The organism is Reyranella sp., assembly GCF_004296935.1.
GTDB lineage: Bacteria > Pseudomonadota > Alphaproteobacteria > Reyranellales > Reyranellaceae > Reyranella.
Genome location: NZ_SCVH01000149.1, coordinates 13,124 through 38,798, shown reverse-complemented (window position 1 = coordinate 38,798; position 25,675 = coordinate 13,124). Strand labels below are relative to the sequence as shown.

Genomic DNA, 25,675 nt, shown 5'->3' with positions numbered 1-25,675 from the left:
ATAGTTCATCTGCTCGCCCGGCCTCAACTTCTCGAATCGAATGCCATGATCGCCGAGATAAACCCAAGGGGCGCTATTCCCGCCCGCCATTCGGTGCGCGAGGCTAGGCAGCTTGGCGGCGCCAAGAAGGCCTGTTCCTTGGCCGTATGGCTCCTGTTCGGCCCACGGTAGCGCCTGATCAGGCCGGCCAGACGGCCTGTTGTGCCGAATAACAGGCGCACGCGTTACTCCCTTGAATTGGCGCGCTTATCTGGACGGATTGTCGCGATCTGACCCTTTCCAGGCCTGTTATCGTCCAAATTCGCAGAAAATTCCCTGTTCTTGCACGCAAAAGCCCTCCGCCCGCGCGAAGACTGGTTCGACCATGACTGCTTCCACAGCCAGGCCTTTTCACGAGACGCCGGAACGCGCGGCCAAGGCCTCGAGCACCTCGACCACGCAGGCGCTCGTATCCATGGCGCCGGTGTCGACCGTGACGTCGTAGTCGCAAAACGTATGGACGACATCGACCAGCCCCCGCGCGCGGCCCAGTACGCGGTCGCCGCGGGCGCGCTCGCGGGCCTCCAGGACATCGAGCGGGCAGGTGACGCCGACCGTGAAGACATCCAGTCCCGAGGCGGCGCGGCGCCAGCTGTCGTACATCGCAGGGTCATGCAGCACGTGGTCGAAGATGACGGCATTGCCGCTGTCGACCAGGGCGCGCACGGCCGGCGCCATCGAGTCGATCAGCCGGCGGAACACCGGGCCGAACTTTGCGAAGACCGCGACCGGCGCCCCCGGCGGCGATGTCGTGACCATCTCGACGCCGAGCGCGGTGAAGCGATCGCGCTCCGCCTGTCGGCCGGTATCGGCGCCGCGGTAGTAGCGGGGCGCCGCCATGAAGATGAAATCGTCGAAGCCGGCGACGAGATAGGGCTGCGGGGTCTTCGCCTGCAGCGCCCGGCAAAGCGTCGTCTTGCCGGCGCTCGACGGGCCGTTGACGAGGATGAGGTCGGGCCAGCGCTTCAGAGGTGCGGTCTCGTGCGGACGGGACGGGCCGACAGCACCGCGAGCAGTGCAAGCAGGGCGGGCAGGCCCTGGATGTAGAGGATCGACATCTTGGCGGTGAGGCCACCGTAGACACCGGCAACGATCACGCAGCCAAGGAAGAACACTTTTACGTCGCGGCGGCCGCTCACCAGCCCCCAGAGCAGGCCGGCGGCGAGGAAGCCGTTATACAGGCCCTGGTTGGCGGCGAGGATGGCGGAGGAGGCCGACACTTCGGGCGTCATGCTGAAGATTTCCCGGCCGATCGGGTGGTTCCAGTAGAACATCTCCAGGACCAGGAAGCCGACATGGATCAGGGCGACAAAGAATATCAACAGTAACGAGATCATCCGCATCGATCGTATCCCCCCCGGGCTTCGGGGCGAGCCTAGCACGGCTTGTCAGGCCCGGCGCATCGCCCGTTCGCGCAGCCCCCAGGCGCGGGCCAGCCGCGTCGCGCGGTCTTCGTCCCGGGTGAACAGATCGGGGCCGCCGCGCCCGGCCCGGGCCAGCAGCGTCTCCTCGAGTTCGGTGTGCGTGCGGGTGCCACCGTCGGCCAGCAGGTGCTCTATCGGCACGCCGCGCTCGGCCAGGCGCCGCGACACCAGCACGGTGCGGTGACAGTCAAGCGGTTCCTTCTCGGCGCACATCAGGCAAACGGTGGAGCCGCCGGCACGCGCCGTCAGGCGGGCAAGGGCGTCGGCGAAGTCGGGTCGGGCGGCGAGATCGTCGTAGCTGCCGCCGCTCCGGGGTTTGCCACCCAGCGCCGCGCCCTCGTGCAGATAGTCGATGCCCGCCTCGGCCAGCACCTTCGCCAGCCGGTCCTTGCCAAACTGCGGGAAGCGGCGCGACCAGGGCGTGGACCGGACATCGACCAGCACTTTTACGCCACCCGCGCGCAGCAGATCGACGAAGCGTTCGATCGGATGGTTTGAATGGCCGATGGTCTTGATCGGGTTCATGACGGCAGCCGGCGCACGAGATTGATGAAGGCGAGAGTTGCCGCTGAGCGCTCATCGCGGCGGCAGGCGAGGTTGAGCGGTACTTTCAGCGCCGGCCGCCCCTTCAGCATGCGGTAGGTGACACCTTCCAGCGGCAACCGGCTCAAGGACGCCGGCACGATGGTGATGCCGAGGCCCGCCGCCACGAGGTTGAGGGTCGAGACGATGCGCGGCGCCTCCTGGCCGACATGCGGGCTGAAACCCGCCTGGGCGCAGGCCGCGATGATGACATCGTAGAGGCCGCGCCCGTCCGGCCGGCGGTAGAGGATGAAGGTCTCGTTGGCGAGATCCTTCAGCGTGAGATCGCGCCGGTGCGCGAGCTTGTGGCGCGAGGGAAGGGCTGCCGCCATGTCCTCCTGCAGCAGGGCGTGGACGGTGAGGCCTTCGGGATCGACCAGGCCGGAGCGGATGAAGGCGACGTCGAGCCGCTCCTCGCGCAGGCCGCCCAGGAGATCGCCCGAGCTGCTTTCCTCGAGCACGAAGGAGACGTCCGGCCGCGTGAGCCGGAACTCGCGGATGGCGCGCGCCACCAGCGGATGGAACGGCGCCGAGGTGGTGAAGCCCACGGCGATGCGGCCGGTCTCGCCGCGTGCCGTGCGCCGGGCCCGCGCCGCGGCGCGATCGACCGCGGCCAGCACCGCCTCGGCGTCGACCAGGAACGAGCGGCCGGCATCTGTCAGCGCCACGCCGCGCGGATGGCGGACGAACAGGGCGGCGTCGATCTCGCTCTCCAGGGCGCGGATCTGCTGGCTGAGCGGCGGCTGCTGCATGTGGAGCTTCTCGGCCGCGCGCGTGATGTGGCCTTCGTGGGCCACGGCGACGAAGTAGCGGAGGTGGCGCAGTTCCATACGACATATGTAATGAATATGGCAAAGCTATTTAACATATATTTGAACACTGCGACAGCCGGCCCTAGCGTCTGCCGAGATTTCGCGGGGGTAAGCATGACGGCGTTGATGGCGGCTTCGCTCAGCCTGCTGATGATCGGCACGGCCTTTTTGTCGGGCATTTTCGGCATGGCGGGCGGGCTGATCCTGATCGGCGTCCTGCTGTTCATCTTCCCGCTGCCCACCGCCATGGTACTGCACGCCGTCACGCAGATGGCGTCCAACGGCTGGCGTGCGCTGCTGTGGTGGCGCCACATCGTCTGGAAGAGCACTGTTTTCTACGTCGCCGGCTGCCTGGTCTCGGTCGGGCTGTGGTCGATCACGCTCTACGTGCCCGACAAGGCGGTGGCGCTCCTGTTGCTGGGTCTCTCGCCCTTCATCATCCGCGCCATTCCCGAAAGCATCCTGCCGCGCACTTTCGGCCCCCTGCAGGTGGCGATGACCGGCCTCTTCTCGATGATGCTGATGCTGCTGACCGGCGTCACCGGTCCGCTGCTCGACACCATGTTCCTGCGCTCGGCCCTCGACCGGCGGCAGATCATCGCGACCAAGGCGGTGTGCCAGGTCTTCGGCCACGGCTTCAAGTTGCTCTACTTCGGCGTGCTGATCGCCGAGGTCGGCCAGGTCGAACCGTGGTTCCTGGCCGTCGCCATCGCCTCGTCGATGATCGGCACCTCGTTGGGCAAGCTCCTGCTCGAGAAGCTGACCGACAAGCAGTTCCGTCTGTGGTCGAACCGGCTGATCACGACGATTGCCACCTACTATGTCGGCTACGGCCTCGTCCTTCTCACGCGGATTGCCTAAGATGGCGCGTGCCCATTCCCCCCTCGCGCATTCCCTCGGGCTTTCGAGAACTCACTGAAGCGTCAGGCTTTGCCGCGGCCAATGGGCCGTGGTTCGAGAGGATCGACAACGGCCGCGCCATTCGCGGCTTCCTGCCCGGGCCGCAGCACGCCAATGCGCTCGGCATCGTACACGGCGGCATGCTGGCGGCCTTCCTCGATTCGGCCATGGGCACGGCGGTGTGGCACACGTTGCAGCGCCGCGCCGTCACACTCCGCCTCTCGATCGACTATCTCGGGCCGGGCCGGATCGGCGACTGGCTTCAGGCCGAAGGCGAAGTCGTCGGTCACGACGAACATATGGTGCAGGTGAGGGGCCGGCTCTATGGTCCGCGCCACGACGTGCTGGCGGGGCTGGGCGTCTTCTCGCTGCTGAGCCGCCATCGACAACTAAAAGCCCGGAGCTAGCGCTTGCCGAGTGATGATCCGCCAACCGGCTTCCGCAAGGTCGATTTCGACCGCGACCGTCCCGAGCCGACCTTCAACAGCCATATCGGCAATCTGTATGTGAAGCGCGGCGAGAAGGGCACGCGCGACGAGTTCGTCATGGGCTTTCGCGTGCATCAACACATGTGCAACCCCGCCGGTGGGCTGCATGGCGGCATGATGATGACGGTGGCCGATCTGGTGGGCGCCATGGGCGGCGGCACGCTGGCCGGCCTGCGCAAGTTCCTGCCGACCGTGAACATGACCTTCGACTTCGTGGCGCCGGCCAAGGTCGGCGACTGGGTCGAGGGAAGGCCTGAGTTGGTGCGCGCTACCCGCTCGCTGCTGTTCACCAACATCTACCTGACGGTGGGCGAGGAGAAGATCCTGCGCGCCTCTTCGATCTGCAAGATCCCGTCGGGCGACGGTCTCGCCTTCGGCAAGGCCAAGCTGGTGCGCGAGGATGCCAAGCCCTAACCCGCCCGCCCCGCCAAAAGCCGTGCTGTTCGACCTGCTGACGGCGCTCCTCGATTCCTGGAGTCTGTGGACCAGGGTGGCCGGCTCCGAGGCTGCCGGTCGCGTCTGGCGTGCCGAGTATCTGCGGCTGACCTACGGCTGCGGCGCCTACGTGCCCTATGAGGATCTCGTGCGTACGGCGGCGCGCACGACGGGACTGCCGGAGAAGGTCGCCGACGCGCTGGAAACGCGATGGCACGAGCTGCCGGTGTGGAACGGCGCACAGGCCGCGCTCGATGCGCTAAAAGGCCGGACGAAGCTTGCCGTGGTGACCAACTGCTCGGTTCGGCTGGGCATACAGGCGTCGGAGCGTTTGAAAATGCGTTGGGACTGTGTCGTCACGGCCGAAGAGGCGGGTTTCTACAAGCCCGACCCGCGGCCCTATCGCCTGGCGCTGGCGAAGCTTGGAATCGAGGCCCGGGACGCTGCGTTCGTGGCGGGCTCCGGCTACGATCTTTTCGGCACATCAGCCGTTGGGCTGCGCACCTACTGGCACAACAGGGTCGGTCTTGCGCGTCCCGACGGTGCGCCCCAGGCCGCCCTCGAACGGCCGACCTTGGGAGGTCTTCTGCCCTGGCTCGAAGGACATCCGACGTGAAGCTGACGGACATCGAGACTCCTGCTGCGCTGATCGACGAGAGGCGCATGGAGGCCAACATCCGCCGCATGCAGGAGCGCATGACTGCCCTAGGCGTGCGTCTGCGTCCCCATGTGAAGACATCGAAGTGCATCGAGGTCGCGCGACGGCAGCAGGAAGCGGGGGCCAGCGGCATCACGGTCTCGACCCTGAAGGAGGCGGAGCAGTTCTTTGCCGCGGGCTTCGCCGACATTCTCTATGCCGTCTGCATCTCGCCCGACAAGCTCGACCGTGCGCTGGCACTCTGCCGGCAGGGCTGTGCGCTCACGCTGCTGGTCGACTCGGTCGCCGCGGCGCAAGCCGTCGTCGCCAAGGGGCACCCTTTCGAGGTGATGATCGAAATCGATTCCGACGGGCATCGCTCCGGCGTGCAGCCCGAGGACGCGGTGCTGATCGACATCGGCAAGGTGCTGCACGAGGGCGGCGCGAAGCTAAAAGGCGTGTTGACGCATGCCGGCAGCTCCTACGACCTCGACACGCCCGAAGCGCTGCAGAAACTCGCCGAGCAGGAGCGCCGTCTTTCGGTGCGCGCGGCGGAGTGCCTGCGGGCAGCCGGCTTGCCCTGTCCCGAGGTGAGCGTCGGCTCCACGCCCACGGCGCTCTCGGCGCAAGGCCTCGACGGTGTCACAGAGGTGCGGGCTGGCGTCTATGTCTTCTTCGATCTGGTGATGGCCAACATCGGCGTCTGCACGCCCGAGAACGTGGCGCTCTCGGTACTGACGACGGTGATCGGCCACCAGCCCGAAAAGGGCTGGGTGATCGTCGACGCCGGCTGGATGGCGATGAGCCGTGACCGCGGCACGCAGCGCCAGACGACCGACTACGGCTACGGCATCGTCTGCGATGCCGAAGGTCGCGCGATCGAGGGGCTCCTTGTCACCGCGGCCAACCAGGAGCACGGCATCATCTCGCGCCGCGACGGCAAGGCGGACCCAGGCCTCGTCGAACGCTTCCCGATCGGCACGAAGCTGCGCGTGCTCCCCAACCATGCCTGCGCCACCGGCGCGCAATATCCCGACTATCATCTCGTGACGGCCAAGGGCGCGACCTTTGTATGGCCGCGCTTCCATGGTTGGTAAAGCGCCCTAGACCGCTGCGCCGAAGTCGCGCGCGAGCGCGCGACGGCCAGAGTCGGTGAGGCGCACGGTGCGGCCGCGGCGCAGTTTCTCGGCCCAACCCTTCTTGAAGAAAGTGTCGGCGATGGCCGAGCCCAGCGCACCGGAGATGTGCGGCCGGCGTTCGCTCCAGTCGAGGCACTGGCGCGCGAAGTGGCGCGTGGTCGCCTGGCGCGCGCTGCCGAGATCGACGCCGACCCGGGCGCAGAAAAGCTCGCCCGATGGTGTCAGCTTCCAGTCGTGCGATCCCTTGGGTTCGAGATGGCCGTGTTGCGTGAGCGAATCGGTCACCGCGATGCCGACCTGGCCCGCGAGATGGTCGTAGCAGGTGCGGCAGAAGCGGAGGTCGGGATCGCGCCGCCACGCCGCCGATTGGGAAGCGGGCGGGGCACGCGTGCCGGCCAGCGCCATCAGCGATTCGATGGCGTGCGCCACGTCGCCCGATGCCAGGCGATAGAAGCGGTTGCGGCCCTGGGCGCGGGCGGCCAGCAGATTGGCCTCGGTCATGCGGCCGAGATGGCCCGACGCCGTCTGGGCGGTGACGCCAGCGGCCAGTGCCAAATCTGAGGCGGTATGGGCGCGGCCATCCATCAAGAGCGACAACATGGCGGCGCGCGCCGGGTCGCCCATCAGGGCGGCGACTTCGGAAAGGGCGTTCACGGTGGTCATGGCGGGAATTTACGCCCGCCCCGCGGCGGCTTCTACGGTCAATGGTTCGGCGAAGGCCGAACTATGACCCCCTCCGGCCTGCGGCCACCTCCCCCGAAACGGGGGAGGTGCCCCGAAGGGGCGGAGGGGGGTCAGCGCCACTTCGGGTTGGCGATGGCGATCTTGTCGGCGATGGTGGCGTCGAGATGGGTCATCAGGGTGGCGTCGCGTTCGTCGCGCTGGCCGGTGCGGAGCTGGCGGGCGAGCTCGCGGTTGAGTTCGTCGAGCGTGCCGTCGCGGCCCAACAGTTTTGCGAGCCGCGCCTGCTCGGCGGCATCGGCGTCGGGGCCGAGGCGCGCCTCGCGCTCGAGGATGGCCAGCGAATTCACCGCCACGCGCATCTGGAAACCGAGCCGCGGTTCGGCCTTGTCGAGGGCGGGGGTTGCCTCCTCGCGCAGGAAGTCGGCGATGGCGGCCAGCAGTTCCGAGGCAGTGGGACGATCCTGTGCCATATCAGGCCTTCAACAGTTGCAGCAGATCGACTTCGGTCTCGACGGCGCGGCGGCCGATCGAGGCCAATTCCATCGACTTGATCGCGCCAGAGAGATGCCGCCACGCCTGATTGTGGCAGATGATGCCCCAGCGCACCGTGCCGAACACCTCCCACCAATGCGCGCGCGCCGGATCGATTTTGATGCCGCCCGCCCGTTCGTAGGCCTGCCACAGTTCCTCGCGGCTGCCGAAGCCGCCCGCCGGCTTGTCGACGGCGCCGAAGCGCCAGCTTTTTACACAGAGCCAGCCCAGGTCTTCGATGGGATCGCCGAGATGCGCACCTTCCCAGTCGAGGATCGCGGTCACGCCGGTTTCGTCGGCGAGATAATTGCCGGTGCGATAGTCGCCGTGGACGAGCACCGGCTTGGCGGTCGGCGCGGGCTTGCGCCGATCGAGCCAGGCGAGCGCCAGCTCGAACACCGGCTGCGGCCGGTCGAGCAGGTCGAGGGCGCGGCGCTGGCCTGCGATGTGGTCGGCCGCCTCGCGATGCACGAGCGGCGGCAGGCCGCCCGGCGGCACGGCATGGATGCGCGCCAGGATCTCGCCGAGCTGGCCCGCGATCTTTTTCCGCGCGCCTTCGTAGGGGGCGTCGCGGAGCAGCTTGCGGGCGATCGCCGTGCCACCGATCCGGCGCATGACATAGGCCTCGCCCAGGCCGTCACCGGGCGCGAGCTCGAACAGCACTTCCGGGGCGCGGACGCCGGCCTGGAAGGCGGCGCCGAGGACGCGAAACTCGGTGGCGCGGTCGATCGAGACCGAACGGTCACTCTCGGCCTTGCTTCGGGGCGCGCCCAAGGTCGGCGGATCGCGGCGCAGGATCAACTCGTGGCGGGTGTCACCGACGATGGCGTCGAAGCTCCAGGTCTGGCGCGAGGCGCCGCCTGATTCTCGGCCGAGCTTCTCGATGGTCGCCGTGCCGCCGAAATGACGGCTGGCCGCCCGGGCCAGGACTGAGGCGACATTTTCTGCTTCGTCAGACGTGTGAACGGTCATTTACCGGACTGTGGCACAGGCCCCGCAGCGTGGTAAGAGGGCGACCCTCACGCGGGGAGAATCAAGACTTTGGCGCAGTCCCTTTCGGCCATGAACGGCCTCTATCTCGAAGACCTCAAGGTCGGCATGTCGGCGATGTTCGGCAAGACCGTGACCGAGGCCGACATCGCGGGCTTTGCCGGCGTCTCGGGAGACACCAACCCGATCCATCTCCATGACGGCTTCGCCCGCACCACGCGCTTCGGCCAGCGCATCGCCCACGGCATGCTGAGCGGCAGCTTCATCTCGACGGTGATCGGCACCAAGCTACCGGGCCCCGGCGCGGTCTATATCTCCCAGACCATGAACTTCCTGGCGCCGGTGCTGATCGGCGAGACCATCACCGCCGTTGCCACCATCACCGCCATCGACGAGAAGCGCCGGCGCGTCACGCTGCAGACCCAGTGCTTCAATGGCGAGAAGGTCGTGATCGACGGCGAGGCGACGGTACTGGTGCCGCGGCGCGACGTGGCGTGACCCTGCACATGAATTCGATTCCGGTCTTCGACGATTGGCGGCAGGCACCTGTTGCCTGGAAGGGCGGCGCGGTGGCGCTCGGCAATTTCGACGGTGTGCATCGCGGGCACCAGGCGCTGCTGGCCGACGCCGGCAAGCACGCGAAGACGCTCGGCGCGCCGCTGGTGGCGCTCACCTTCGAGCCGCATCCGCGCGGCTTCTTCGTGCCTGACACCGGGCCGTTCCGCCTCACTCTGCCGCCGGCCAAGCTCCGGTTGCTGGCGCAGTACGGCGTGCAGGCCGTGCTCGCGCAACGCTTCGACGCGGGGTTTGCCGCTCTCTCGGCCGATGCCTTCATCGAGGACGTGCTTCTGAAGGGGCTGGGCGCACGCCATGTCGTGTGCGGCTACGACTTCACCTTCGGGGCGCGCCGCGGCGGCAACGTCGAGCGCCTGCGGACCGAGGGCAAGGCGCGCCGCTTCGGCGTCACCGTGCTCGAGCCTGTCATGCGCGAGGGCGAGATCTATTCCTCGACCCGCATTCGCGAGGCGCTGCGCGCCGGCATGGCGAAGGAGGCGGCCGAGCTGCTGGGTCATGCCTGGGAGATCGAGGGCGTGGTGGAATTGGGCGACCAGCGCGGTCGCACGATCGGCTTTCCGACCGCCAATGTGGCGCTGGGCGAGCATCTCCGGCCACGCTTCGGCGTCTATGCCGTGCGCGCCCTGGTCGATGGCGAATGGCGCGAGGCTGTCGCCAACCTTGGCCGGCGTCCAACCTTCGGCAAGCTCAAGGAGAATTTCGAGGTCCACCTGTTCGATTTCGCGGGCGACCTCTACGGCAAGGTTTTGCGCGTGGCGCTGGTCGACTTCATCCGGCCGGAGATGAAGTTCGCCGGCCTCGACCAGCTCAAGGCGCAGATTGCGGCCGATGGGCAGGCAGCAAAGGCCATTCTAGCGGCTCCTTGACCCCCCCGACCCCCGTCCCTAGATTGCCGGCCCTATGTTTATCGGGGCCCCCCAGGAGCGAATTATCCGCCCGGTCCGCTGACCGCGGCCGGGTCGTCCCGTCTGTTTGGCTGCCGTTCTGGCCGCCACCCATCGCTCCTTTCGCACCGAGTTTCTTGTGACAACTGACTATAAATCCAGCGTTTTCCTGCCCAAGACCGACTTCCCCATGCGCGGCGGCCTTCCCAAGAAGGAGCCGGAGCTGCTGAAGCGCTGGGCCGACATGAAGCTGTGGGACCGCCTGCGCGCCGAGAGCAAGGGCCGGCCCAAGTTCGTCCTGCACGACGGCCCGCCCTACGCCAACGGCAACCTCCATATCGGCCACGCGCTCAACAAGATCCTGAAGGACCTGGTGAGCCGCACCCAGCAGATGCTGGGCAAGGACAGCCACTACGTGCCGGGCTGGGACTGCCATGGCCTGCCGATCGAATGGAAGATCGAGGAGGAGTACCGCGCCAAGAAGCAGGACAAGGACCAGGTGCCGGTGGTCGAGTTCCGCCGTCAGTGCCGCGCCTTCGCCGATCACTGGATCGGCGTGCAGCGCGAGGAGTTCAAGCGCCTGGGTGTCGATGGCGACTGGGACAACTACTACTCGACGATGAAGTACGAGTCCGAGGCCACCATCGTGGCCGAGCTCGGCAAGTTCGTCATGAATGGCGGGCTCTACAAGGGTTCCAAGGCGGTGCTGTGGTCGGTCGTCGAGAAGACCGCGCTGGCCGAGGCCGAGATCGAGTATCACGACCATGTCTCCGACACGATCCACGTCGGCTTCCCGGTGCTGAAATCAGCCGGCGGCAAGCTCGACGGCAGCTCGATCATGATCTGGACGACGACGCCCTGGACCATCCCGGGCAACCGCGCGCTCGCCTACGGGCCCGAGATCGCCTACGCCCTGGTCGAGGTCGACGCCGTGGCCGAGGGCAGCAAGGCCCGGGTCGGCGACAAGATGGTGCTGGCCAAGGATCTGGTCGCCGCAACCGCCGAAGCGGGCAAGTTCACGGCCAAGGTTCTGGCCGATGTGACCGCGGCCGATCTCGAGGGCCTGGTCGCCGCTCACCCGTTGCGCGGCCAGGGCTACGAGTTCGACGTGCGTCTTCTGGCCGGCAGCTTCGTCACCGCCGATGCCGGCACCGGCTTCGTGCACATCGCGCCGGGCCACGGCGCCGACGACTATGAGCTGGGCGTGGCCAACGGCGTCGAAGTGCCGGACACGGTTTCGGAGGACGGCTCCTACTATCCGCACGTGCCGCTGTTCGCCGGCAAGCGCGTCTACACGCCCGAGGGCAAGAAAGGCGACGCCAACCGTACGGTGATCGCGGCCCTCGATGCCGCCGCCAAGCTTCTGGCCTCGGGTCGCATCACGCATTCGTATCCGCATTCCTGGCGGTCCAAGGCACCGGTGATCTTCCGCAATGCGCCGCAGTGGTTCATCGCCATGGACAAGCCGATCGCCGAGATCGGTGGCACCTTGCGCGAGAAGGCCCTGGCGGCGATCGATGCGACACGTTTCGTGCCGCCGGCCGGCTACAACCGGCTACGCAGCATGATCGAGACGCGGCCTGACTGGTGCGTGTCGCGCCAGCGCGCCTGGGGCGTGCCGATCGCGGTCTATGTGAACAAGGCGACCGGCGAGCCGCTGCGCGATCCCGAGGTGATGGGACGCATCGTCGAAGCCTTCAAGGCCGAGGGCGCCGATGCCTGGTTCGCGAGCCCGCCCGAGCGCTTCCTCGGCAACAAGTACAATGCCCAGGATTTCGAGCAGGTCACCGACATCCTCGACGTCTGGTTCGACTCCGGTTGCACCCATGCCTTCACGCTCGAAGGCAATCCCGATCTCAAGTGGCCGGCCGACCTCTATCTCGAGGGCTCCGACCAGCATCGCGGCTGGTTCCATTCCTCGCTGCTGGAAAGCTGCGGCACGAGGGGCCGCGCGCCCTACGACGGCGTGCTGACGCACGGCTTCACGCTCGACGAGCAGGGCCGCAAGATGTCGAAGTCGCTGGGCAACATCACCGCCCCGCAGTCGGTCTGCGACCAGTACGGCGCCGATATCCTGCGCCTGTGGGTGGTCGGTACCGACTATACCGAGGACCAGCGCATCGGCCCGGAGATCCTGAAGCACCAGGCCGAGGCCTATCGCCGGCTGCGCAACACGCTCCGCTACCTGCTCGGCAGTCTCGACGGTTACAGCGCCGCCGAAACGGCGGCCTACGCCGACATGCCCGAACTCGAGCGCTGGGTGCTCCATCGCCTGGCCGAACTCGATGGGCTGATGCGGCGCGCGGTCGACGATTTCGACTTCCACACCATCGCGACCGAGTTGCACAATTTCTGCGCCGTCGATCTGTCGGCGTTCTATTTCGACATCCGCAAGGATGCGATCTACTGCGACGCTGCCACCTCGCCGCGCCGGCGCGCAGCGCGGACAGTCATGGCCGAGATCTTCTCGTTCCTGACCGTCTGGCTGGCCCCCATCACCTGCTTCACGGCGGAAGAGGCCTGGCTCGCCCGGCCGCAGGACGTGCCGGACGGCAAGGCCGATTCGGTGCATCTGCGCGTCTATCCGACGATCCCGGCCGTCTGGCTCGATCCGGGCCTCGGCGAGAAGTGGAAGACCGTGCGTGCGCTCCGTCGCGTCGTCACCGGCGCGTTGGAGTTGGAGCGCGCCGAGAAGCGCATCGGCTCCAGCCTGCAGGCCGCCCCGCATGTCCATGCCGGTTCGGCCTTCATCGACGCGCTGAAGGGCCTCGATCTCACCGAGATCTGTATCACCTCGGGCGGCGACCTGATCGAGGTGCCCGACGGCGGTGTGCTGCCGGCGGGCGCCTTCATGCTTCCCGAGGTGGCGGGAGTGGCCGTCGTGCCGGCGCCGGCCGCCGGCGAGAAATGCGCCCGCTGCTGGCAGGTGTTGGAAGAGGTCGGCAAGTCGGCGGCTCATCCGCTGCTCTGCCAGCGCTGCGAAGGGGCGGTGACGGCATGAGGCTTTCCCGATGAGACGCCTCGAACTGCAGGCGATGGCCCTGGTCGTCGTGACCGTGGTGGTCGACCAGATCTCCAAGGAGCTTCTGCTCGGCTACCTGTTGAAAGCCGGCGCAGTGGTGTCGGTGTTCGACGGCTTCTTCCGCCTGGTCGTCGTGTGGAACAAGGGCGTGAGCTTCGGCATGCTGGGCGGCGATCGCGCCCTGCCGCCCTGGGTCCTTTCGGCGGTCGCCGTGGCGGTCTGCATCGGCCTGTTCGTCTGGCTGCGACGAACCGACCGGCGGCTCGGCGGCTGGGGCATCGGTCTTGTCATCGGAGGCGCTATCGGCAATGTTATCGACCGCGCCCGTTGGGGAGCGGTGTTTGATTTCGCCGATTTCCACATAGGCCGCTGGCATTGGCCGGCGTTCAACGTCGCCGATTCGGCGATCGTTGTCGGCGTCGGGCTGATGCTCATCGATTCTCTCGTTGGCCAAAAACAACGCGCGCCCTGATGCGGCCATGATCAGCGGACAGAAGCGGACCTTCGAAGGACGGACGATGCAACGGACCAGCATATTCCCGATAACCCTCCTGGCGCTCGGCGCCCTGGCGATGGGCGGCTGCAGCGCCTTCGAGAACCTGGGCGGCGGCAAGAAGATTTCGCCCGACGAGTTCAAGATCGTTTCCCATTCGCCGCTGACCATGCCGCCGAACGCCGAGTTGCGCCCGCCGCGACCCGGTGAGCCCAGGCCGCAGGAAGTGACGCCGGCCGAGCAGGCCCGCGAGGCCTTGGCGCCGCAGACCGCCGGGCGCGCGCAGCGCGGTGCCGGCGGCAATGCGCCGCCGAGTCCCGGCGGCGCCTCGGAGCAGGCGCTGGTGGCCAAGGCCGGCCAGGGCGGGATCGATCCCAACATCCGCAGCCGCGTGAACACCGACACGCGCACGATCAACGACAGCGACAAGAGCTTCGTCGATGCCCTGATCTTCTGGCAGGACAAGCCACCGTCGGGTGTCGTGCTCGATCCGGCCAAGGAGCAGCAGCGGTTGCGTGACGCCCAGGCGGCCGGCCAGACCCCGACGGGCGCCACGCCCACGATCACGCGACGCAAGCGCGGCCTTCTCGAAGGCATCTTCTGAGTGCGCTGACGCCCCGCCGCCGCGCCCTGCTTGGCGGCCTCGCTGCGGGCGCGGTCCTGGCGCCGGCGGTCCCGGCCCTGGCGAAGCTGTTCACTGTCGGGCGCCGTCCGGCCGAGAGCTTCACTTTGGCCAACGGCCTGCAGGTCGTCGTGCTGCCGTCCCGCCGTGCGCCGATCGTGACCCAGGTGCTGGTCTACAAGGTTGGCAGCGCCGACGAGGTATTCGGGCACACCGGCGTCGCGCATTTCCTCGAACACATGATGTTCAAGGGCACCGACCGGGTCGCCTCGGGCGAGTTCTCGCGCATCGTGTCGCGCAACGGCGGGCGCGACAACGCCTACACCACCTTCGATTCGACCGGCTACCACCAGACCGTGGCGCCCGACCGCCTCGAGCTGGTGATGCGCATGGAAGCCGATCGTATGACCGGCCTGCGCATTACCGAGAGGGAGCTGATCTCGGAGCGCCAGGTCGTGCTCGAGGAGCGCCGCTCCCGGACCGACAACGTGCCGGCTGCATTGCTCGACGAGGCAGCGCGCGAGCAGCTGTTCGGACGGCACAAGCCCTACGGCATGCCGGTCATCGGCTATGCCGACGACATCAAGAAGCTGAACATCACCGAACTGATGGCCTTCTATCGCCGCTTCTATATCCCCGGCAACGCGGTGCTGATCGTGGCCGGCGACGCCACGCCCGAGGCCGTCCGCAAGCTTGCCGAGAAGCATTATGGCCCGATCCCCGCCCGCAAGGTCGAGGCGCGGCGCAGGCCGACGCAGGGCGGCGCGGACCTGCCGCAGCGCGTGAGCCGCGCCGACGCCCGGGTCGTCGAGCCCAGCTGGTCGTGCGACTGGCTGGCGCCGTCCTACCGCGTCGGCGAAACGAAATACGCCCACGCACTCCAGGTGTTGGCGCGGCTGTTCGGCGGCAGCGAGACCAGCCGGCTGTGGCGGTCGCTGGTGATCGACTCCAAGCTCGCCCTCTCGGCGTCGGCCGGCTACAGCCCCGCCAGCCTCGGCCTTACCTCGTTCGAGATCGGCGTTCATCCGGCGCCCTCGCGCAGCGTGGCCGAGATCGAGACGGCGGTGAACCGCGAGATGAAGAAGCTGACCGATGGCGGCGTGACCGCGGACGAGGTCGAGCGGGCACAGAACCAGCTGCTCGCCGGGGCGATCTACGCCCAGGATTCCCTGGCCAGTGGCCCGCGCCTCTATGGCGCGATGCTGAGCACCGGCGGCACCATGGCCGATATCGATGCCTGGCCCGATCGCATCGCCGCCGTGACGCCGGCCGACGTGGTCGCCGCTGCCCAGCTGGTGTGGCGCGACTCAGGCGCGGTGATCTCGCTGCTGAGCCCGGCGGAAGGCAACCGATGACCCACAGCCTCCGCCGTGGCGCCTTGGCGATGCTCGCTGCCGTGCTGGCCTGGCTGCCGGCGGCTGTTGCTGAGGCCATCGACATCAAGGAAGTGACCACGCCGCTCGGCATCAAGGTCTGGCTGGTCGAAGACAAGAGCGCGCCTGTCGTGGCGCTGTCCTTTTCCTTCGCCGGTGGCACGGCTTCGGATCCGAACGGGCAGTCGGGTGTGACCAATCTCATGGCGAGGCTGCTGACCGACGGCGCCGGCCCACTCGACGCCCAGGCCTTCCGCCGCCGCCAGGAGGATGCCGCCGCCTCGCTGGGCTTCGGCGCCTCGCTCGACCGGCTGAGCGGAACGCTGCGTGTACTCTCGGCCAATCGAGACGAAGGCTTCGAGCTCTTGCGGCTGGCGCTCGTCCAGCCGCGCTTCGATGCCGACATGGTCGAACAGCGTCGCGCCCAGACCATCGCGCGCCTCAATCAGGCGGAGCAGCGGCCGCAATCGGTGGCGGGCCGCACGCTGATGACCACCCTGTTCGCGGGCCATCCCTATGCCAACGATCCCGAAGGCACGCGCGAGGATCTGAAAACGCTGACACCGGCGCGGCTCAAGCAGCGCGCCGCCACGCTGCTGGTGCGCAGCGGCCTGATCGTGTCGGCGGTCGGCGACATCGGCGAGGCCGAACTCGCCCGCCAACTCGATCGCACCTTCGGCGGCCTCGTTGTCGGCACGGTGCCACCGCTGCCGCCGGAATGGAAGCCGCCGACCAAGCCGCGCACCATCGTCGTCGAGCGGCCGGTGCCGCAAAGCACCGCGCTGATGGCCTTGCCCGGCATCGCCCGCGACGATCCCGACTGGTACTCGGCCGTGGTGATGAACCATGTCCTGGGTGGCGGCGGGCAGCAGTCCAGACTGTTCAACGAGGTGCGCGAGAAGCGCGGCCTGGCCTACGGCGTGTCGAGCGGCCTGCGCACCTACAAGCGGGCGGCCCTGCTGGTTGTCTCGACGGCGAGCGCCAACGAACGCGTCGCCGAAGCCATCCGCATCATCCGCGCCGAGCTTGCGCGCATGCGCACCGAGGGTGTCACCGAGCAGGAGCTTGCCGACGCCAAGACCTATCTCAGCGGCGCGCTGGCGCTGTCGCTCGATTCGTCGAGTTCGGTCGCGAGCCTGATGCATTCCCTGCAGGTCGACGGCCTGTCGCCCGATCACCTGGTCCGGCGCGAGGCGCTGATCGCCGCCGTCAAGCTCGACAGCGTGCGCCGGGTCGCCCGCCGCCTGCTGCGCGACGAGACGATGACGACCGTCGTCGTCGGCAAACCCGTCGGTGTCGTTTCGGATTCCAAAGAATGACCAGCTATTATCGCCACTCGATCGACGATGCCCTCGACACTTCAGTCGGCGCCAAGGGTCTTTCCCGTGCCAGTCTCGACCGCGCGATGGCCGAGCTGCGGCCGGCGCTCGACAAGATCCGCCATTGGCACGACAGCAACGAGCTGCCGTTGCTCAAGCTGCCGGCGCGTCGCGACGACCTCGTGGCGCTAAAATCCCACGCCGAACGCTTCGCCGGCTTCGAGCACGTCGTGGTCATCGGTTCAGGCGGCTCGAGCTTGAGTGGCAAGACGCTGGTGGCGTTGAAGGACCAGGGCTTCGGCCCCGCGAAGGGGCGGCCCAAGCTCTGGTTCATGGATAATGTCGATCCGGCCACCTTTGCCGCGTTGATCGAGCGGCTGCCGCTCGAGCGCACAGGGTTCATCCCGATCTCCAAGTCGGGCGGCACGCCGGAGACGATCGCGGCCTTCCTGACGCTCTCGGCGGCGCTCGAAGCCAAGGCCGGCAAGGCGGTCCTGGCCTCCAATGTGATGGCGATCACTGAAGCGACCGACAATCCGCTGCGCCGGCTTGCCACCGCCATGGGCTGCACCATCATCGAGCACGATCCGAAGATCGGCGGGCGCTACGCGTCGCTGTCGCTGGTCGGCATGCTGCCGGCGATGATCGCCGGCCTCGATTGCGCCGCGGTGCGCGAGGGGGCGGCCAGCGTGCTCGATCCGGTGTTGGCGGCCAACGACGTCGCCGGTATTGCGCCGGCGATCGGCGCCGCGCTCTCCGTCGGGTTGGCACGCGAGCGCGGCATCAACATCACGGTGCTGATGCCCTATGTCGACCGGCTCAACACCTTTGCCTACTGGTACCGGCAAATCTGGGCCGAGAGTCTCGGCAAGGACGGCAACGGCACGACGCCGGCCGTGGCGCTGGGCACCGTCGACCAGCACAGCCAGGTTCAGCTCTATCTCGGCGGTCCGGCCGACAAGCTCTTCACCTTCCTGATCCAGGATACGGCGGGCCAGGGGTCGGTGTTGCAGCCGGGCCGCGACAAGGCCCTCGACTATCTGGCCGGCCAGACCATGGGCGATCTGCTGCTGGCCGAAGCCGACGCCACGGCGACGGCGGCCACCAAGGCCGGCCGGCCGACGCGCGTCATCCGCGTCGCCGAGGTCGATGAGCGCACGATCGGCGCACTGATGATGCATTTCATCCTAGAGACGATTTTTGCCGCCCATCTCTGGAAGATCGACGCCTTCGACCAGCCCGCCGTCGAGGACGCCAAGGTTCTGACCCGCCAGTATCTTTCCTCACGGCGGCGGACGTAAGCTAGCAGCGCCATGAGCGCGCCTCTCCTCCGTCGTCTTCCCACAACCCTGGTGAATCGCATCGCCGCGGGCGAGGTCGTCGAGCGTCCGGCGAGCGCCGTTAAGGAACTGGTCGAGAACGCGATCGACGCCGGCGCGCACCGCATCGCCGTCACCCTGAAGGAAGGTGGCCGCACCTTCATTTCCGTGGTCGACGACGGCGTCGGCATGAGCGCGGAGGAACTGCAGCTCGCCGTCGAGCGCCACTGCACGTCCAAGCTGCCGGACGACGATCTCACGCACATCAACACGCTGGGCTTCCGCGGCGAAGCGCTGCCCTCGATCGCCTCGGTGAGCCGCTTTACCATTACGTCGCGGCCGGCGGGCGCCGAGTCAGCCTGGAGCCTCGAAATAGACGGCGGCGCCAAGGCCGAGCCGCGGCCCGCCGCGCATCCGGCGGGCACGCGGGTCGAGGTGCGTGATCTCTTCTTTGCCACGCCCGCGCGCCTCAAATTCCTGAAGGAGCCGCGCACCGAGTCGGGCCATGTCGCCGATGCGATGCGGCGCCTCGCGATGGCCCACCCCGTGATCGCCTTTCGCCTCGAAAGCGAGGAGCGTGCCCTGATCGATTTGGCAGCGGCCCCGCCGTCGCTGCTCGAAGACGGCGACGCCGCGCGTCTGGCGCGGCTGGGCGCCATCATGGGCCGCGAGTTCGCCGACAATGCGCTCGCCATCGATGCCAACCGCGAGGGGTTTCGCTTGAGCGGCTTCGCCGGCCTTCCGACGCTCAACCGTCCGACCGGCCAGCATCAGTATCTTTTCGTCAACGGCCGGCCGGTGCGCGACAAGCTGCTGGCCGGCGCCGTGCGCGGCGCCTACCAGGATTTCCTGGCGCGCGACCGCCATCCGATGGTGGCGCTGTTCCTCGAGGCGCCGCCCGAGATGGTCGACGTCAACGTCCACCCCGCCAAGACCGAGGTCCGCTTCCGCGACGCCGGCATCGTGCGCGGCCTGATCGTGGGCGCGCTCCGCACCGCGCTCGCCGCCGCCGGCCACCGCGCCAGCACGACCGTGTCGGATGCGGCGCTGGGCGCCTTCCGGCCGCACACCGGCTATTCCAACGCCCTGCCGCTGGGCCACAGTGGCGGTGGTTCGTTCATTCCGCGCGGTCTCGCCGAGGCGGCGGCGCAATTCATGGCCCCCCTCGATGGTCTCTCGGCGCGGGTCGAAATGCCGACCGGGGAGATCGCCAACGGCAACTATCCGCTGGGCGTGGCGCGGGCCCAGTTGCATGAAACCTACATCGTGGCCCAGACCGACCAGGGCGTGGTGATCGTCGACCAGCACGCCGCCCACGAGCGCCTGCTGCATGAGAAGCTGAAAAACCAGCTCGAGGCTGACGGCGTGAAGCGCCAGGCGCTTCTGCTGCCCGAAGTGGTCGAACTGGGCGAGGACGGTGCACGACGGCTGGCCGCCCGCGCCGCCGAACTGGCCGAGATGGGCCTGGTGCTCGAACCGTTTGGCCTCGGCGCCGTCGTGGTGCGCGAGACGCCGGCGGTGTTGGGCGAGGTCGACCTCCAGGGACTCGTGCGTGACCTGGCCGACGAGTTGGCCGAGATGGGCGATCATCTCGCGCTCAAGGAAAAGGTCGAGCAGGTCTGCGGCACGCTCGCCTGCCACACCTCGGTGCGGGCCGGTCGCCGCCTCACCGTTGAGGAAATGAACGCGCTCCTGCGCCAGATGGAAGCGACGCCGCACTCCGGACAGTGCAACCATGGCCGCCCGACCTATGTCGAACTCAAGCTGGCCGACATCGAGCGGCTGTTCGGAAGGCGATGAACAAGTTCCTGATCCTGCTGCTTTTCCTGGGCGCCGCCGCGTCGGCGAGCGCCCAGACCCGCGCCCCGGCGCCTGCTTCGGCCGCGCCGCCGGCCAACCCCACGCCGGCACAGGCCTCGCCGCTGGACGGCGAATGGAAGGGCACCAGCGACGGCGGCTCGTGCAACGCGCCGCTCGAATACCAGCTCACCATCGAATCCGGCTTCGTCGACGGCTCGGCCTATGACACCACCGCGCGCGGGCCGGTGCCCAATCCGAGCAAGGCCGCCCCGCCGCCGCCCGGCCCGGGCCTGTGGCAGATCCACGGCGTGGCTAGGAGCGGCGGCACCTTCACTCTTCTGAGCGTCGCGTCGGTCAAGGGCACCGAGCATCGCCGCATACAGCTCACCGCCCGCAGCGACGGCGGGGGCCTCGTTGTCACGGAGAACGGCGGGTGCCGCCGCACGGCCCGCCTGGCGCGCGGCTGAGGCCTAGTCGAACACCGCCTCGATTCGCTCCTCGCGGCCGGCAAGCAAGCGGAAGAAAGCGTCCTGCGGCTTTTCCAGTACGAACATGGCGCGCGCATCGAGGCCGAGGTTGAGGCCGCGCACCACCGCACCGCTGACGCCGTGGCCCACAATCACAGTCCGCGTCTGCGACGCCACGATGTCGGCCAGTACCCCGGCCGAGCGCCGGCGCAATTCGAAATGCGTCTCGCCGCCGGGCGGGCTGAAGCCATGGGGGTCGGCACGCCAGTCAGCCAATGCCGTCGGATGCGTGACCTCGATTTCTTTCCAGCTGAATCCTTCCCACTCGCCATAGCCGAGTTCGGCCAGCCGCGGATCGTCGCGCCACCGCGAGGGATCGAGTCCCAGTTCGTGACCGACGATTTCGGAGGTCTCGCGCACTCGGCCAAGCGGGCTGCGCAGGAAAATCGTCGAGCCAGCCTCGCGGGCGAGTTCGGCCTTGAGCGCACGGCCCATGGCGCGCGCTTGTGCACGGCCGCGCTCGGTGAGATCGGAGTTCTTGGTGCCCTGCATGCGCCGCTCGGTGTTCCATGCCGTCTCGCCGTGGCGCAGCATGTAGAGCGGGACGACGAGGCCGGGCGTCGCCGTCATGTCCGGCGCAGGATCACGATCTTGGCCGCGCCATAGCGGCGCTCGTCGATCTGCTCGAAGCCCTGTGGCGGCACGATGTCCTCGTTGTGGGCGAGCTCGACCGTGACGATCGCGCCGGCCGCCAGCCAACCGGCCTCGGCCAGCGCCGCCAGCGCCGGCGCCGCCAGGCCGCTGCGGTAGGGCGGATCGAGGAAGACGAGATCGCAGAACTCGCGGGCTGGCGGCGGGCGGGTGGCGTCGGCGCGCACCACCTTGGCCGCGGCCACTTCGCCCAACAGGCGCAGGTTCTCGCCGATCAGCTTGATCGACCGCGCATCGTTGTCGAGGAATGTCGCATGGGCGGCGCCGCGCGACAGCGCCTCCAGCCCCAGTGCGCCAGAGCCGGCAAAGGCGTCGAGTACGTGGGCGTCGATCAGCGGCGAGGTGCCATCCTCGTGCCAGCTCGCGTGGGCCAGGATGTTGAACAGCGCCTCGCGGGCCCGGCTCGATGTCGGGCGCACGTTCTGGCCCTCGGGCGCCTCGAGCGCCCGGCCGCGGTGCTTGCCGCCGATGATCTTCAGCATCAGCGGCCACGCGGTTTGGGTTTCGCCCAGCCCTGCTTGCGCGGCTGCCGCTTGACGCCCAGCAGGCTTTCCAGCGCTTGCGTCGGAATTTCCTCGACGTGACCGCGTTCCAGCTCGCCAAGATGAAACGGCCCGAAGGCCACGCGGATCAGGCGCACGACCGGGAGGTCGAGATGGGCCAGCACGCGGCGGACCTCGCGGTTCTTGCCTTCGGCCAGCGCGATGTCGAGCCAGGCGTTGGAACGCTGCTGGCGGTCCATGCTGGCCTCGATGGCGCCGTAGCGCACGCCCTCGATGGTGACGCCGTTGGCCAGCGCGGCCAGGCGCGCCTCGTCGACCGTGCCATGCACGCGCGCCCGGTAGCGCCGGGTCCAGCCATTGGCCGGCAATTCGAGGCGGCGGGCGAGGCCGCCGTCGTTGGTGAGCAGCAGCAGCCCTTCCGACATGAAATCGAGCCGGCCGACGGTGACGACGCGCGGCATGCCCTTGGGCAGCGAGTCGAAGATCGTGCGCCGGCCCTCGGGATCGCGTGCCGTCACCATCTCGCTGGGAGGCTTGTGATAGCGCCACAGCCGGGCTCGGTCGGCCTGGGGCAGGGGCTTGCCGTCGACCTCGATCACACTCTGGTCGGTGACATTCAAGGCGGGCGAGGCCAGGACCTGGCCGTCGACTTTGACGCGGCCGGCCTCGATCCAGCGCTCGGCATCGCGGCGCGAGCAGAGGCCGGCCCGCGCCAGCCGCTTGGCAATTCTCTCCTGTTCGCTCACTTGGTGGCCGCCGCTCCCAGGAAGGCGCGGAAGAGCTTCGCGTCGCCCTCGGAGATCAGGAACTCCGGATGCCACTGCACGCCGATGCAGAAGCGGTAGCGCGGCGCCTCGATGCCTTCGATGACGCCGTCGGGGGCGGTGGCATTCACCACCACGCCGTCGGGCGCATCGGCCGCCGCCTGGTGATGGGCGCTGTTCACCGGCAGCTCGTCGGCGCCCACGATGCCGTGCAGTTGCGTGCCGCGCGCCACCTTGACCAGGTGACCCGCTTCGTCGCGCGGGTTGGGCTGCTCGTGGGCAAGAGGGTCAGCGATCGAATCGGGAATGTGCTGGATCAGCTTGCCGCCCAGCACGACGTGCAGCAGCTGCTGGCCGCCGCAGATGCCCAGGACCGGCTTGTTCTGGTCAAGCGCGCCTTGCGTCACGGCAAACTCGAAGGCGGTGCGGCGGTCCTTGGTGATCACCGTGGCGTGGCGCGCGCCGCCGCCATAGTAGGAGGGGTCGACGTCAAAGGCGCCGCCGGTCACCACCAGCGCATCGATGCGCTCGAGATAGTCGGCGACCCGGTCGGGCTCGTGCGGCAGGGCGACGGCCAGCCCACCCGCCGCGTCGATTGCGGCGAGGTAGTTCTGCCGGAGCGCATACCAGGGGAACTTGGAGTAACCGCCGGGCTTTTCAGCATCCAGGGTCACGCCGATCAGGGGACGGGGCATGGCGCTACTTTAGCACAAGACTCACGCCTTGGCCGTGATGTTCCTCGGCACGTCCTTGAAGGGTTTGGTGGTATCGACGCTTGGCTCCTTGGGCATCTTGAGGACGCGTTCGGAGATGATGTTGCGCTGGATCTCGTCGGTGCCGCCGGCGATCGAGGTCGCTGGCACCGACACCAGGATCTCGGCGATCACGCCCTCCATCGGACTGTCGGCGCCGCTCAGCAGCGCATCCGCGCCGGTGATATAGGTGTGCACACGCGCCGCCTGCCGCGCGACGTGGCTCGACGCCAGCTTGCCGAGCGAGCCTTCCGGGCCCTGAGGCTTGCCCTGGTTCTGCGCCGCCCGCGCCCGCCGCGCCGTCCATTCGGCCGACTTGGACATGATCAGGAGCTTGGCGATCTCCTGGCGCACCACCGGGTCGGCGATCTTGCCGGTCTCCTTCGCCCGCTTCATCACGAGGTCGACGCGGCCGGCGCGCTGCGGATACCACTTGTAGGGCTCCATCGTGGTGGCGATCTCGGCCTTCTCTTCTTCGTAGATGCGGCCCTTGCGGTTGGAGGCCTGTGCCCACGTCCGCAGGCCGTCGGCGCCGCGCCGCTCGTGCATCAGGGTCGTGGTCGCCACCGTCCAGCCGTCGCCCACGTCGCAGATCATCATCTCGGGCTCGACCTCGGCGTCGGTGAAGAACACCTGGTTGAACGAGGCATGGCCGTTCATCTGGCGCAGCGGATGCACTTGCACGCCGGGCTGCTTCATATCCAGCACGAAGTAGGCGAGGCCCTTGTGCTTGACCGCGTCCCAGTTGGCGCGGGCCAGCAGCAGACCCCAATGCGCCTTGTGGGCGCTCGTGGTCCATACCTTCTGGCCGTTGATCACCCACTTGTTGCCCTTCTTGTCGGCGCGCGTGACCGCGCCCGCCATGTCGGAGCCCGAGCCCGGCTCGCTGAAGAGCTGGCACCAGGTGTCCTCGCCGGTGAGGATGCGGCGCAGGAACTTCTGCTTATGGAAGTCCGTGCCGTGGTCGAGGATGGTCGCGGCGGCAAGCGTGCGAATGCCCGCGCGCGCCACCGTAATGGCGCCCACCTTGGCGAACTCGTCGTCGATCGGCGTGTTGAACTTCACCGGCAAGCCGCGACCGTGCCACTCCTTCGGGTAGTGCGGCGCACCCCAGCCCGACTCGACCAGCTTGTTGCGCCACTCAAGCAACGAGAGCTCGGGATCCCAGTTGGCTTTGAGCCAGGCGCGGACGTCGGCGCGGGCTTGCTCCTCGGTGAGGTCGCTTTCCATGATGTCGCTCATGTGCCGGCTCCCCAATTCTGCATCATCGTCTCGCGATGCTGGTTGGCATCGCCGAACAGGATCTCGCTCGACTTGGCGCGCTTGAACCAGAGATGCGTGTCGTTGTCCCAGGTGAAGCCGATGCCGCCATGCATCTGCACGGCATGGATCGCCGTCTGCAGGTAGGCCTCCGAGGCCGAGGCCTTGGCGAGCGAGGCAAGCATCGGCACTTCGGGATCGCTCTCATCGAGCGCCGCGGCGGCGTAGTAGGCCGCCGACTTGGCGAGCTCGACATCGACCAGCATGTCGGCCGCCTTGTGCTTCATCGTCTGGAAGGAGGCGAGTGCCCTGCCAAACTGCATGCGCATCTGCACGTAGGCGAGCGCATCCTCGCGCAGCCGTTCGGCGCCGCCCACCATCTCGTTGGCGAGGCAGACGATCACCTGTTGCAGCGTCTTGGCGAAGGGCGCGGCGGCCTTGCCCTCGGCGCCGAGCAGCTTGGCCTCGACGCCCTTGAAGGTGAGGCGGGCGAGCTTTCGGGTCTCGTCCATGGTCTTGAGCAGCCGGCGCTCCAGCCCCGCGGCCGTGCCGTCGACGGTGAAGAAGGAGAGACCTTCCTCGCCCTTGCTGCCGGGCTTGCGCGCCAGCACCACGATGAGATCGGCGGTGTGGCCGTCGAGCACGAAGCTCTTGGTGCCGTCGAGCTTGTAGCTGCCGCCCGACGCGATCGCGGTCGTGGCGACGCTGGCGGCATCGTTCAGGCCGCTGTCCTCGGAGAAAGCGAAGGTGGCGGTCACGTCGCCCGAGGCGATCTTCGGCAGCAGCGCCTTTTTCTGCTCCTCCGTGCCGGCGTTCAGGATCGCCGTGGCGGCCAGCACGGCGGTCGAGAAAAACGGCGCGCACAAGAGGCTGCGGCCCATTTCCTCCAGCACGATGCCGAGTTCGCCGCAGCCGAAGCCGGCACCGCCATAGGCCTCGGGAATGTGCACGGCGGTGAGCCCCATTTCCTGGTTGAGCTTCTTCCAGCCCTCGCGGTCGAAGCCTTGCTCGGTCGCCATCAGACGCCGCACTTCCTTGGTTGGCGACCGCGCCTCCAGCGCGCGCCGCAGGCTGGTGCGAAATTCGTCCTGCTCCGGCGTGAAGCTGAACCGCATGGCTACTCCTCCCCATATCGCGACGCTCTTCTTA

28 protein-coding genes are annotated in these 25,675 nt (G+C 68.0%); 15 read left to right on the top strand and 13 right to left on the bottom strand.

The annotated features are described in order from the left end of the window. Nucleotides 1-390 precede the first annotated feature (390 nt). The 4 genes from EPO55_RS21570 to EPO55_RS21555 are packed head-to-tail and all read right to left on the bottom strand — an operon-like array spanning nt 391 to nt 2,875. Nucleotides 391-987 carry an AAA family ATPase gene (locus tag EPO55_RS21570; protein ID WP_296339361.1) on the bottom strand — a complete coding sequence of 199 codons (597 nt, stop codon included), beginning with the start codon at nt 985-987 and terminating at the stop codon, nt 391-393. 17 nt (nt 988-1,004) lie between these two features. Further along, on the bottom strand, nt 1,005-1,382 hold the full coding sequence (locus EPO55_RS21565; protein ID WP_296339347.1) for a DUF1304 domain-containing protein: 378 nt from the start codon (nt 1,380-1,382) through the stop codon (nt 1,005-1,007). Nucleotides 1,383-1,427: 45 nt separating this feature from the next. Then, nucleotides 1,428-1,988, bottom strand: a complete 561-nt coding sequence (locus tag EPO55_RS21560; protein ID WP_296339345.1) for a DUF488 domain-containing protein — start codon at nt 1,986-1,988, stop codon at nt 1,428-1,430. Next, nucleotides 1,985-2,875 carry a LysR family transcriptional regulator gene (locus EPO55_RS21555; protein ID WP_296339343.1) on the bottom strand — a complete coding sequence of 297 codons (891 nt, stop codon included), beginning with the start codon at nt 2,873-2,875 and terminating at the stop codon, nt 1,985-1,987. The genes EPO55_RS21560 and EPO55_RS21555 overlap by 4 nt, the downstream gene beginning before the upstream one ends. Nucleotides 2,876-2,971: 96 nt before the next feature. Here EPO55_RS21555 and EPO55_RS21550 point away from each other — a divergent pair, with 96 nt between their 5' ends. The 5 genes from EPO55_RS21550 to EPO55_RS21530 are packed head-to-tail and all read left to right on the top strand — an operon-like array spanning nt 2,972 to nt 6,414. Then, nucleotides 2,972-3,718, top strand: a complete 747-nt coding sequence (locus EPO55_RS21550; RefSeq protein WP_296339342.1) for a sulfite exporter TauE/SafE family protein — start codon at nt 2,972-2,974, stop codon at nt 3,716-3,718. Between the two features lie 8 nt (nt 3,719-3,726). Further along, a complete protein-coding gene (locus EPO55_RS21545) occupies nt 3,727-4,164 on the top strand; it encodes a PaaI family thioesterase (protein WP_296339341.1) in 438 nt (145 codons plus the stop codon). A gap of 3 nt (nt 4,165-4,167) precedes the next feature. After that, complete coding sequence (locus tag EPO55_RS21540; RefSeq protein WP_296339340.1) at nt 4,168-4,659, top strand: PaaI family thioesterase; 492 nt, start codon at nt 4,168-4,170, stop codon at nt 4,657-4,659. Beyond that, nucleotides 4,646-5,296 carry an HAD-IA family hydrolase gene (locus EPO55_RS21535; RefSeq protein ID WP_296339339.1) on the top strand — a complete coding sequence of 217 codons (651 nt, stop codon included), beginning with the start codon at nt 4,646-4,648 and terminating at the stop codon, nt 5,294-5,296. The genes EPO55_RS21540 and EPO55_RS21535 overlap by 14 nt, the downstream gene beginning before the upstream one ends. Beyond that, entirely contained in the window at nt 5,293-6,414 is a 1,122-nt protein-coding gene (locus EPO55_RS21530) for a DSD1 family PLP-dependent enzyme (RefSeq protein ID WP_296339338.1), read from the top strand. Before EPO55_RS21535 ends, EPO55_RS21530 begins: the two co-directional genes overlap by 4 nt. 6 nt (nt 6,415-6,420) lie before the next feature. Here EPO55_RS21530 and EPO55_RS21525 read toward each other — a convergent pair whose 3' ends face one another. From EPO55_RS21525 to EPO55_RS21515, 3 genes are all read right to left on the bottom strand, one after another. Next, complete coding sequence (locus EPO55_RS21525; RefSeq protein WP_296339336.1) at nt 6,421-7,119, bottom strand: helix-turn-helix transcriptional regulator; 699 nt, start codon at nt 7,117-7,119, stop codon at nt 6,421-6,423. Between the two features lie 131 nt (nt 7,120-7,250). Then, nucleotides 7,251-7,610, bottom strand: a complete 360-nt coding sequence (locus EPO55_RS21520; RefSeq protein WP_296339332.1) for a DUF6285 domain-containing protein — start codon at nt 7,608-7,610, stop codon at nt 7,251-7,253. Between the two features lies 1 nt (nt 7,611). After that, entirely contained in the window at nt 7,612-8,643 is a 1,032-nt protein-coding gene (locus EPO55_RS21515; RefSeq protein WP_296339331.1) for a phosphotransferase family protein, read from the bottom strand. 69 nt (nt 8,644-8,712) lie between these two features. Here EPO55_RS21515 and EPO55_RS21510 point away from each other — a divergent pair, with 69 nt between their 5' ends. From EPO55_RS21510 to EPO55_RS21465, 10 genes are all read left to right on the top strand, one after another. After that, nucleotides 8,713-9,159 (top strand): MaoC family dehydratase, encoded by a 447-nt coding sequence (locus EPO55_RS21510; protein WP_363719570.1) that lies wholly within the window; start codon nt 8,713-8,715, stop codon nt 9,157-9,159. A gap of 8 nt (nt 9,160-9,167) precedes the next feature. Then, a complete protein-coding gene (locus tag EPO55_RS21505) occupies nt 9,168-10,103 on the top strand; it encodes a bifunctional riboflavin kinase/FAD synthetase (protein ID WP_296339329.1) in 936 nt (311 codons plus the stop codon). Between the two features lie 208 nt (nt 10,104-10,311). Then, nucleotides 10,312-13,122, top strand: coding sequence for an isoleucine--tRNA ligase (gene ileS, locus EPO55_RS21500; protein WP_296339359.1), 2,811 nt, complete (start codon nt 10,312-10,314; stop codon nt 13,120-13,122). 10 nt (nt 13,123-13,132) lie between these two features. After that, nucleotides 13,133-13,615, top strand: a complete 483-nt coding sequence (gene lspA / locus EPO55_RS21495; RefSeq protein ID WP_296339327.1) for a signal peptidase II — start codon at nt 13,133-13,135, stop codon at nt 13,613-13,615. A gap of 7 nt (nt 13,616-13,622) precedes the next feature. Continuing rightward, on the top strand, nt 13,623-14,240 hold the full coding sequence (locus EPO55_RS21490) for a DUF3035 domain-containing protein (protein WP_296339326.1): 618 nt from the start codon (nt 13,623-13,625) through the stop codon (nt 14,238-14,240). A 125-nt stretch (nt 14,241-14,365) separates the two neighbouring features. After that, nucleotides 14,366-15,613 carry a pitrilysin family protein gene (locus EPO55_RS21485; RefSeq protein WP_296339325.1) on the top strand — a complete coding sequence of 416 codons (1,248 nt, stop codon included), beginning with the start codon at nt 14,366-14,368 and terminating at the stop codon, nt 15,611-15,613. Then, nucleotides 15,610-16,950: a pitrilysin family protein gene (locus EPO55_RS21480; protein ID WP_296339324.1), complete on the top strand. Its 1,341-nt coding sequence runs from the start codon at nt 15,610-15,612 to the stop codon at nt 16,948-16,950. The genes EPO55_RS21485 and EPO55_RS21480 overlap by 4 nt, the downstream gene beginning before the upstream one ends. Then, a complete protein-coding gene (locus EPO55_RS21475) occupies nt 16,947-18,251 on the top strand; it encodes a glucose-6-phosphate isomerase (RefSeq protein WP_296339323.1) in 1,305 nt (434 codons plus the stop codon). The genes EPO55_RS21480 and EPO55_RS21475 overlap by 4 nt, the downstream gene beginning before the upstream one ends. Before the next feature lie 12 nt (nt 18,252-18,263). Then, nucleotides 18,264-20,069 (top strand): DNA mismatch repair endonuclease MutL, encoded by a 1,806-nt coding sequence (mutL, locus tag EPO55_RS21470; protein WP_296339322.1) that lies wholly within the window; start codon nt 18,264-18,266, stop codon nt 20,067-20,069. Continuing rightward, nucleotides 20,066-20,536, top strand: coding sequence for a hypothetical protein (locus EPO55_RS21465; protein WP_296339321.1), 471 nt, complete (start codon nt 20,066-20,068; stop codon nt 20,534-20,536). The genes mutL and EPO55_RS21465 overlap by 4 nt, the downstream gene beginning before the upstream one ends. A 3-nt stretch (nt 20,537-20,539) precedes the next feature. Here EPO55_RS21465 and EPO55_RS21460 read toward each other — a convergent pair whose 3' ends face one another. From EPO55_RS21460 to EPO55_RS21435, 6 genes are read right to left on the bottom strand one after another with little or no spacing between them, the layout of a single operon-like run. Further along, a complete protein-coding gene (locus tag EPO55_RS21460; RefSeq protein WP_296339320.1) occupies nt 20,540-21,166 on the bottom strand; it encodes a histidine phosphatase family protein in 627 nt (208 codons plus the stop codon). Then, complete coding sequence (rsmD, locus tag EPO55_RS21455) at nt 21,163-21,729, bottom strand: 16S rRNA (guanine(966)-N(2))-methyltransferase RsmD (RefSeq protein WP_296339319.1); 567 nt, start codon at nt 21,727-21,729, stop codon at nt 21,163-21,165. Before rsmD ends, EPO55_RS21460 begins: the two co-directional genes overlap by 4 nt. Beyond that, entirely contained in the window at nt 21,729-22,496 is a 768-nt protein-coding gene (locus EPO55_RS21450) for a pseudouridine synthase (RefSeq protein ID WP_296339318.1), read from the bottom strand. The genes rsmD and EPO55_RS21450 overlap by 1 nt, the downstream gene beginning before the upstream one ends. Further along, entirely contained in the window at nt 22,493-23,209 is a 717-nt protein-coding gene (locus tag EPO55_RS21445; protein WP_296339317.1) for a gamma-glutamyl-gamma-aminobutyrate hydrolase family protein, read from the bottom strand. The genes EPO55_RS21450 and EPO55_RS21445 overlap by 4 nt, the downstream gene beginning before the upstream one ends. A 21-nt stretch (nt 23,210-23,230) precedes the next feature. Then, nucleotides 23,231-24,508, bottom strand: coding sequence for an acyl-CoA dehydrogenase family protein (locus EPO55_RS21440; RefSeq protein WP_296339316.1), 1,278 nt, complete (start codon nt 24,506-24,508; stop codon nt 23,231-23,233). Then, complete coding sequence (locus EPO55_RS21435) at nt 24,505-25,641, bottom strand: acyl-CoA dehydrogenase family protein (RefSeq protein ID WP_296339315.1); 1,137 nt, start codon at nt 25,639-25,641, stop codon at nt 24,505-24,507. Before EPO55_RS21435 ends, EPO55_RS21440 begins: the two co-directional genes overlap by 4 nt. Nucleotides 25,642-25,675 lie beyond the last annotated feature (34 nt).

What these genes read in the sequence shown, in the direction of transcription:
- EPO55_RS21565 (WP_296339347.1), bottom strand. Translation starts at nt 1,382, where the DNA reads ATGCGGATGATCTCGTTACTGTTGATATTCTTTGTCGCCCTGATCCAT.
- EPO55_RS21560 (WP_296339345.1), bottom strand. Translation starts at nt 1,988, where the DNA reads ATGAACCCGATCAAGACCATCGGCCATTCAAACCATCCGATCGAACGC.
- EPO55_RS21555 (WP_296339343.1), bottom strand. Translation starts at nt 2,875, where the DNA reads ATGGAACTGCGCCACCTCCGCTACTTCGTCGCCGTGGCCCACGAAGGC.
- EPO55_RS21550 (WP_296339342.1), top strand. Translation starts at nt 2,972, where the DNA reads ATGACGGCGTTGATGGCGGCTTCGCTCAGCCTGCTGATGATCGGCACG.
- EPO55_RS21535 (WP_296339339.1), top strand. Translation starts at nt 4,646, where the DNA reads ATGCCAAGCCCTAACCCGCCCGCCCCGCCAAAAGCCGTGCTGTTCGAC.
- EPO55_RS21525 (WP_296339336.1), bottom strand. Translation starts at nt 7,119, where the DNA reads ATGACCACCGTGAACGCCCTTTCCGAAGTCGCCGCCCTGATGGGCGAC.
- EPO55_RS21520 (WP_296339332.1), bottom strand. Translation starts at nt 7,610, where the DNA reads ATGGCACAGGATCGTCCCACTGCCTCGGAACTGCTGGCCGCCATCGCC.
- EPO55_RS21515 (WP_296339331.1), bottom strand. Translation starts at nt 8,643, where the DNA reads ATGACCGTTCACACGTCTGACGAAGCAGAAAATGTCGCCTCAGTCCTG.
- EPO55_RS21505 (WP_296339329.1), top strand. Translation starts at nt 9,168, where the DNA reads ATGAATTCGATTCCGGTCTTCGACGATTGGCGGCAGGCACCTGTTGCC.
- ileS (WP_296339359.1), top strand. Translation starts at nt 10,312, where the DNA reads ATGCGCGGCGGCCTTCCCAAGAAGGAGCCGGAGCTGCTGAAGCGCTGG.
- lspA (WP_296339327.1), top strand. Translation starts at nt 13,133, where the DNA reads ATGAGACGCCTCGAACTGCAGGCGATGGCCCTGGTCGTCGTGACCGTG.
- EPO55_RS21490 (WP_296339326.1), top strand. Translation starts at nt 13,623, where the DNA reads ATGATCAGCGGACAGAAGCGGACCTTCGAAGGACGGACGATGCAACGG.
- EPO55_RS21480 (WP_296339324.1), top strand. Translation starts at nt 15,610, where the DNA reads ATGACCCACAGCCTCCGCCGTGGCGCCTTGGCGATGCTCGCTGCCGTG.
- EPO55_RS21475 (WP_296339323.1), top strand. Translation starts at nt 16,947, where the DNA reads ATGACCAGCTATTATCGCCACTCGATCGACGATGCCCTCGACACTTCA.
- mutL (WP_296339322.1), top strand. Translation starts at nt 18,264, where the DNA reads ATGAGCGCGCCTCTCCTCCGTCGTCTTCCCACAACCCTGGTGAATCGC.
- EPO55_RS21465 (WP_296339321.1), top strand. Translation starts at nt 20,066, where the DNA reads ATGAACAAGTTCCTGATCCTGCTGCTTTTCCTGGGCGCCGCCGCGTCG.
- EPO55_RS21460 (WP_296339320.1), bottom strand. Translation starts at nt 21,166, where the DNA reads ATGACGGCGACGCCCGGCCTCGTCGTCCCGCTCTACATGCTGCGCCAC.
- rsmD (WP_296339319.1), bottom strand. Translation starts at nt 21,729, where the DNA reads ATGCTGAAGATCATCGGCGGCAAGCACCGCGGCCGGGCGCTCGAGGCG.
- EPO55_RS21445 (WP_296339317.1), bottom strand. Translation starts at nt 23,209, where the DNA reads ATGCCCCGTCCCCTGATCGGCGTGACCCTGGATGCTGAAAAGCCCGGC.
- EPO55_RS21440 (WP_296339316.1), bottom strand. Translation starts at nt 24,508, where the DNA reads ATGAGCGACATCATGGAAAGCGACCTCACCGAGGAGCAAGCCCGCGCC.
- EPO55_RS21435 (WP_296339315.1), bottom strand. Translation starts at nt 25,641, where the DNA reads ATGCGGTTCAGCTTCACGCCGGAGCAGGACGAATTTCGCACCAGCCTG.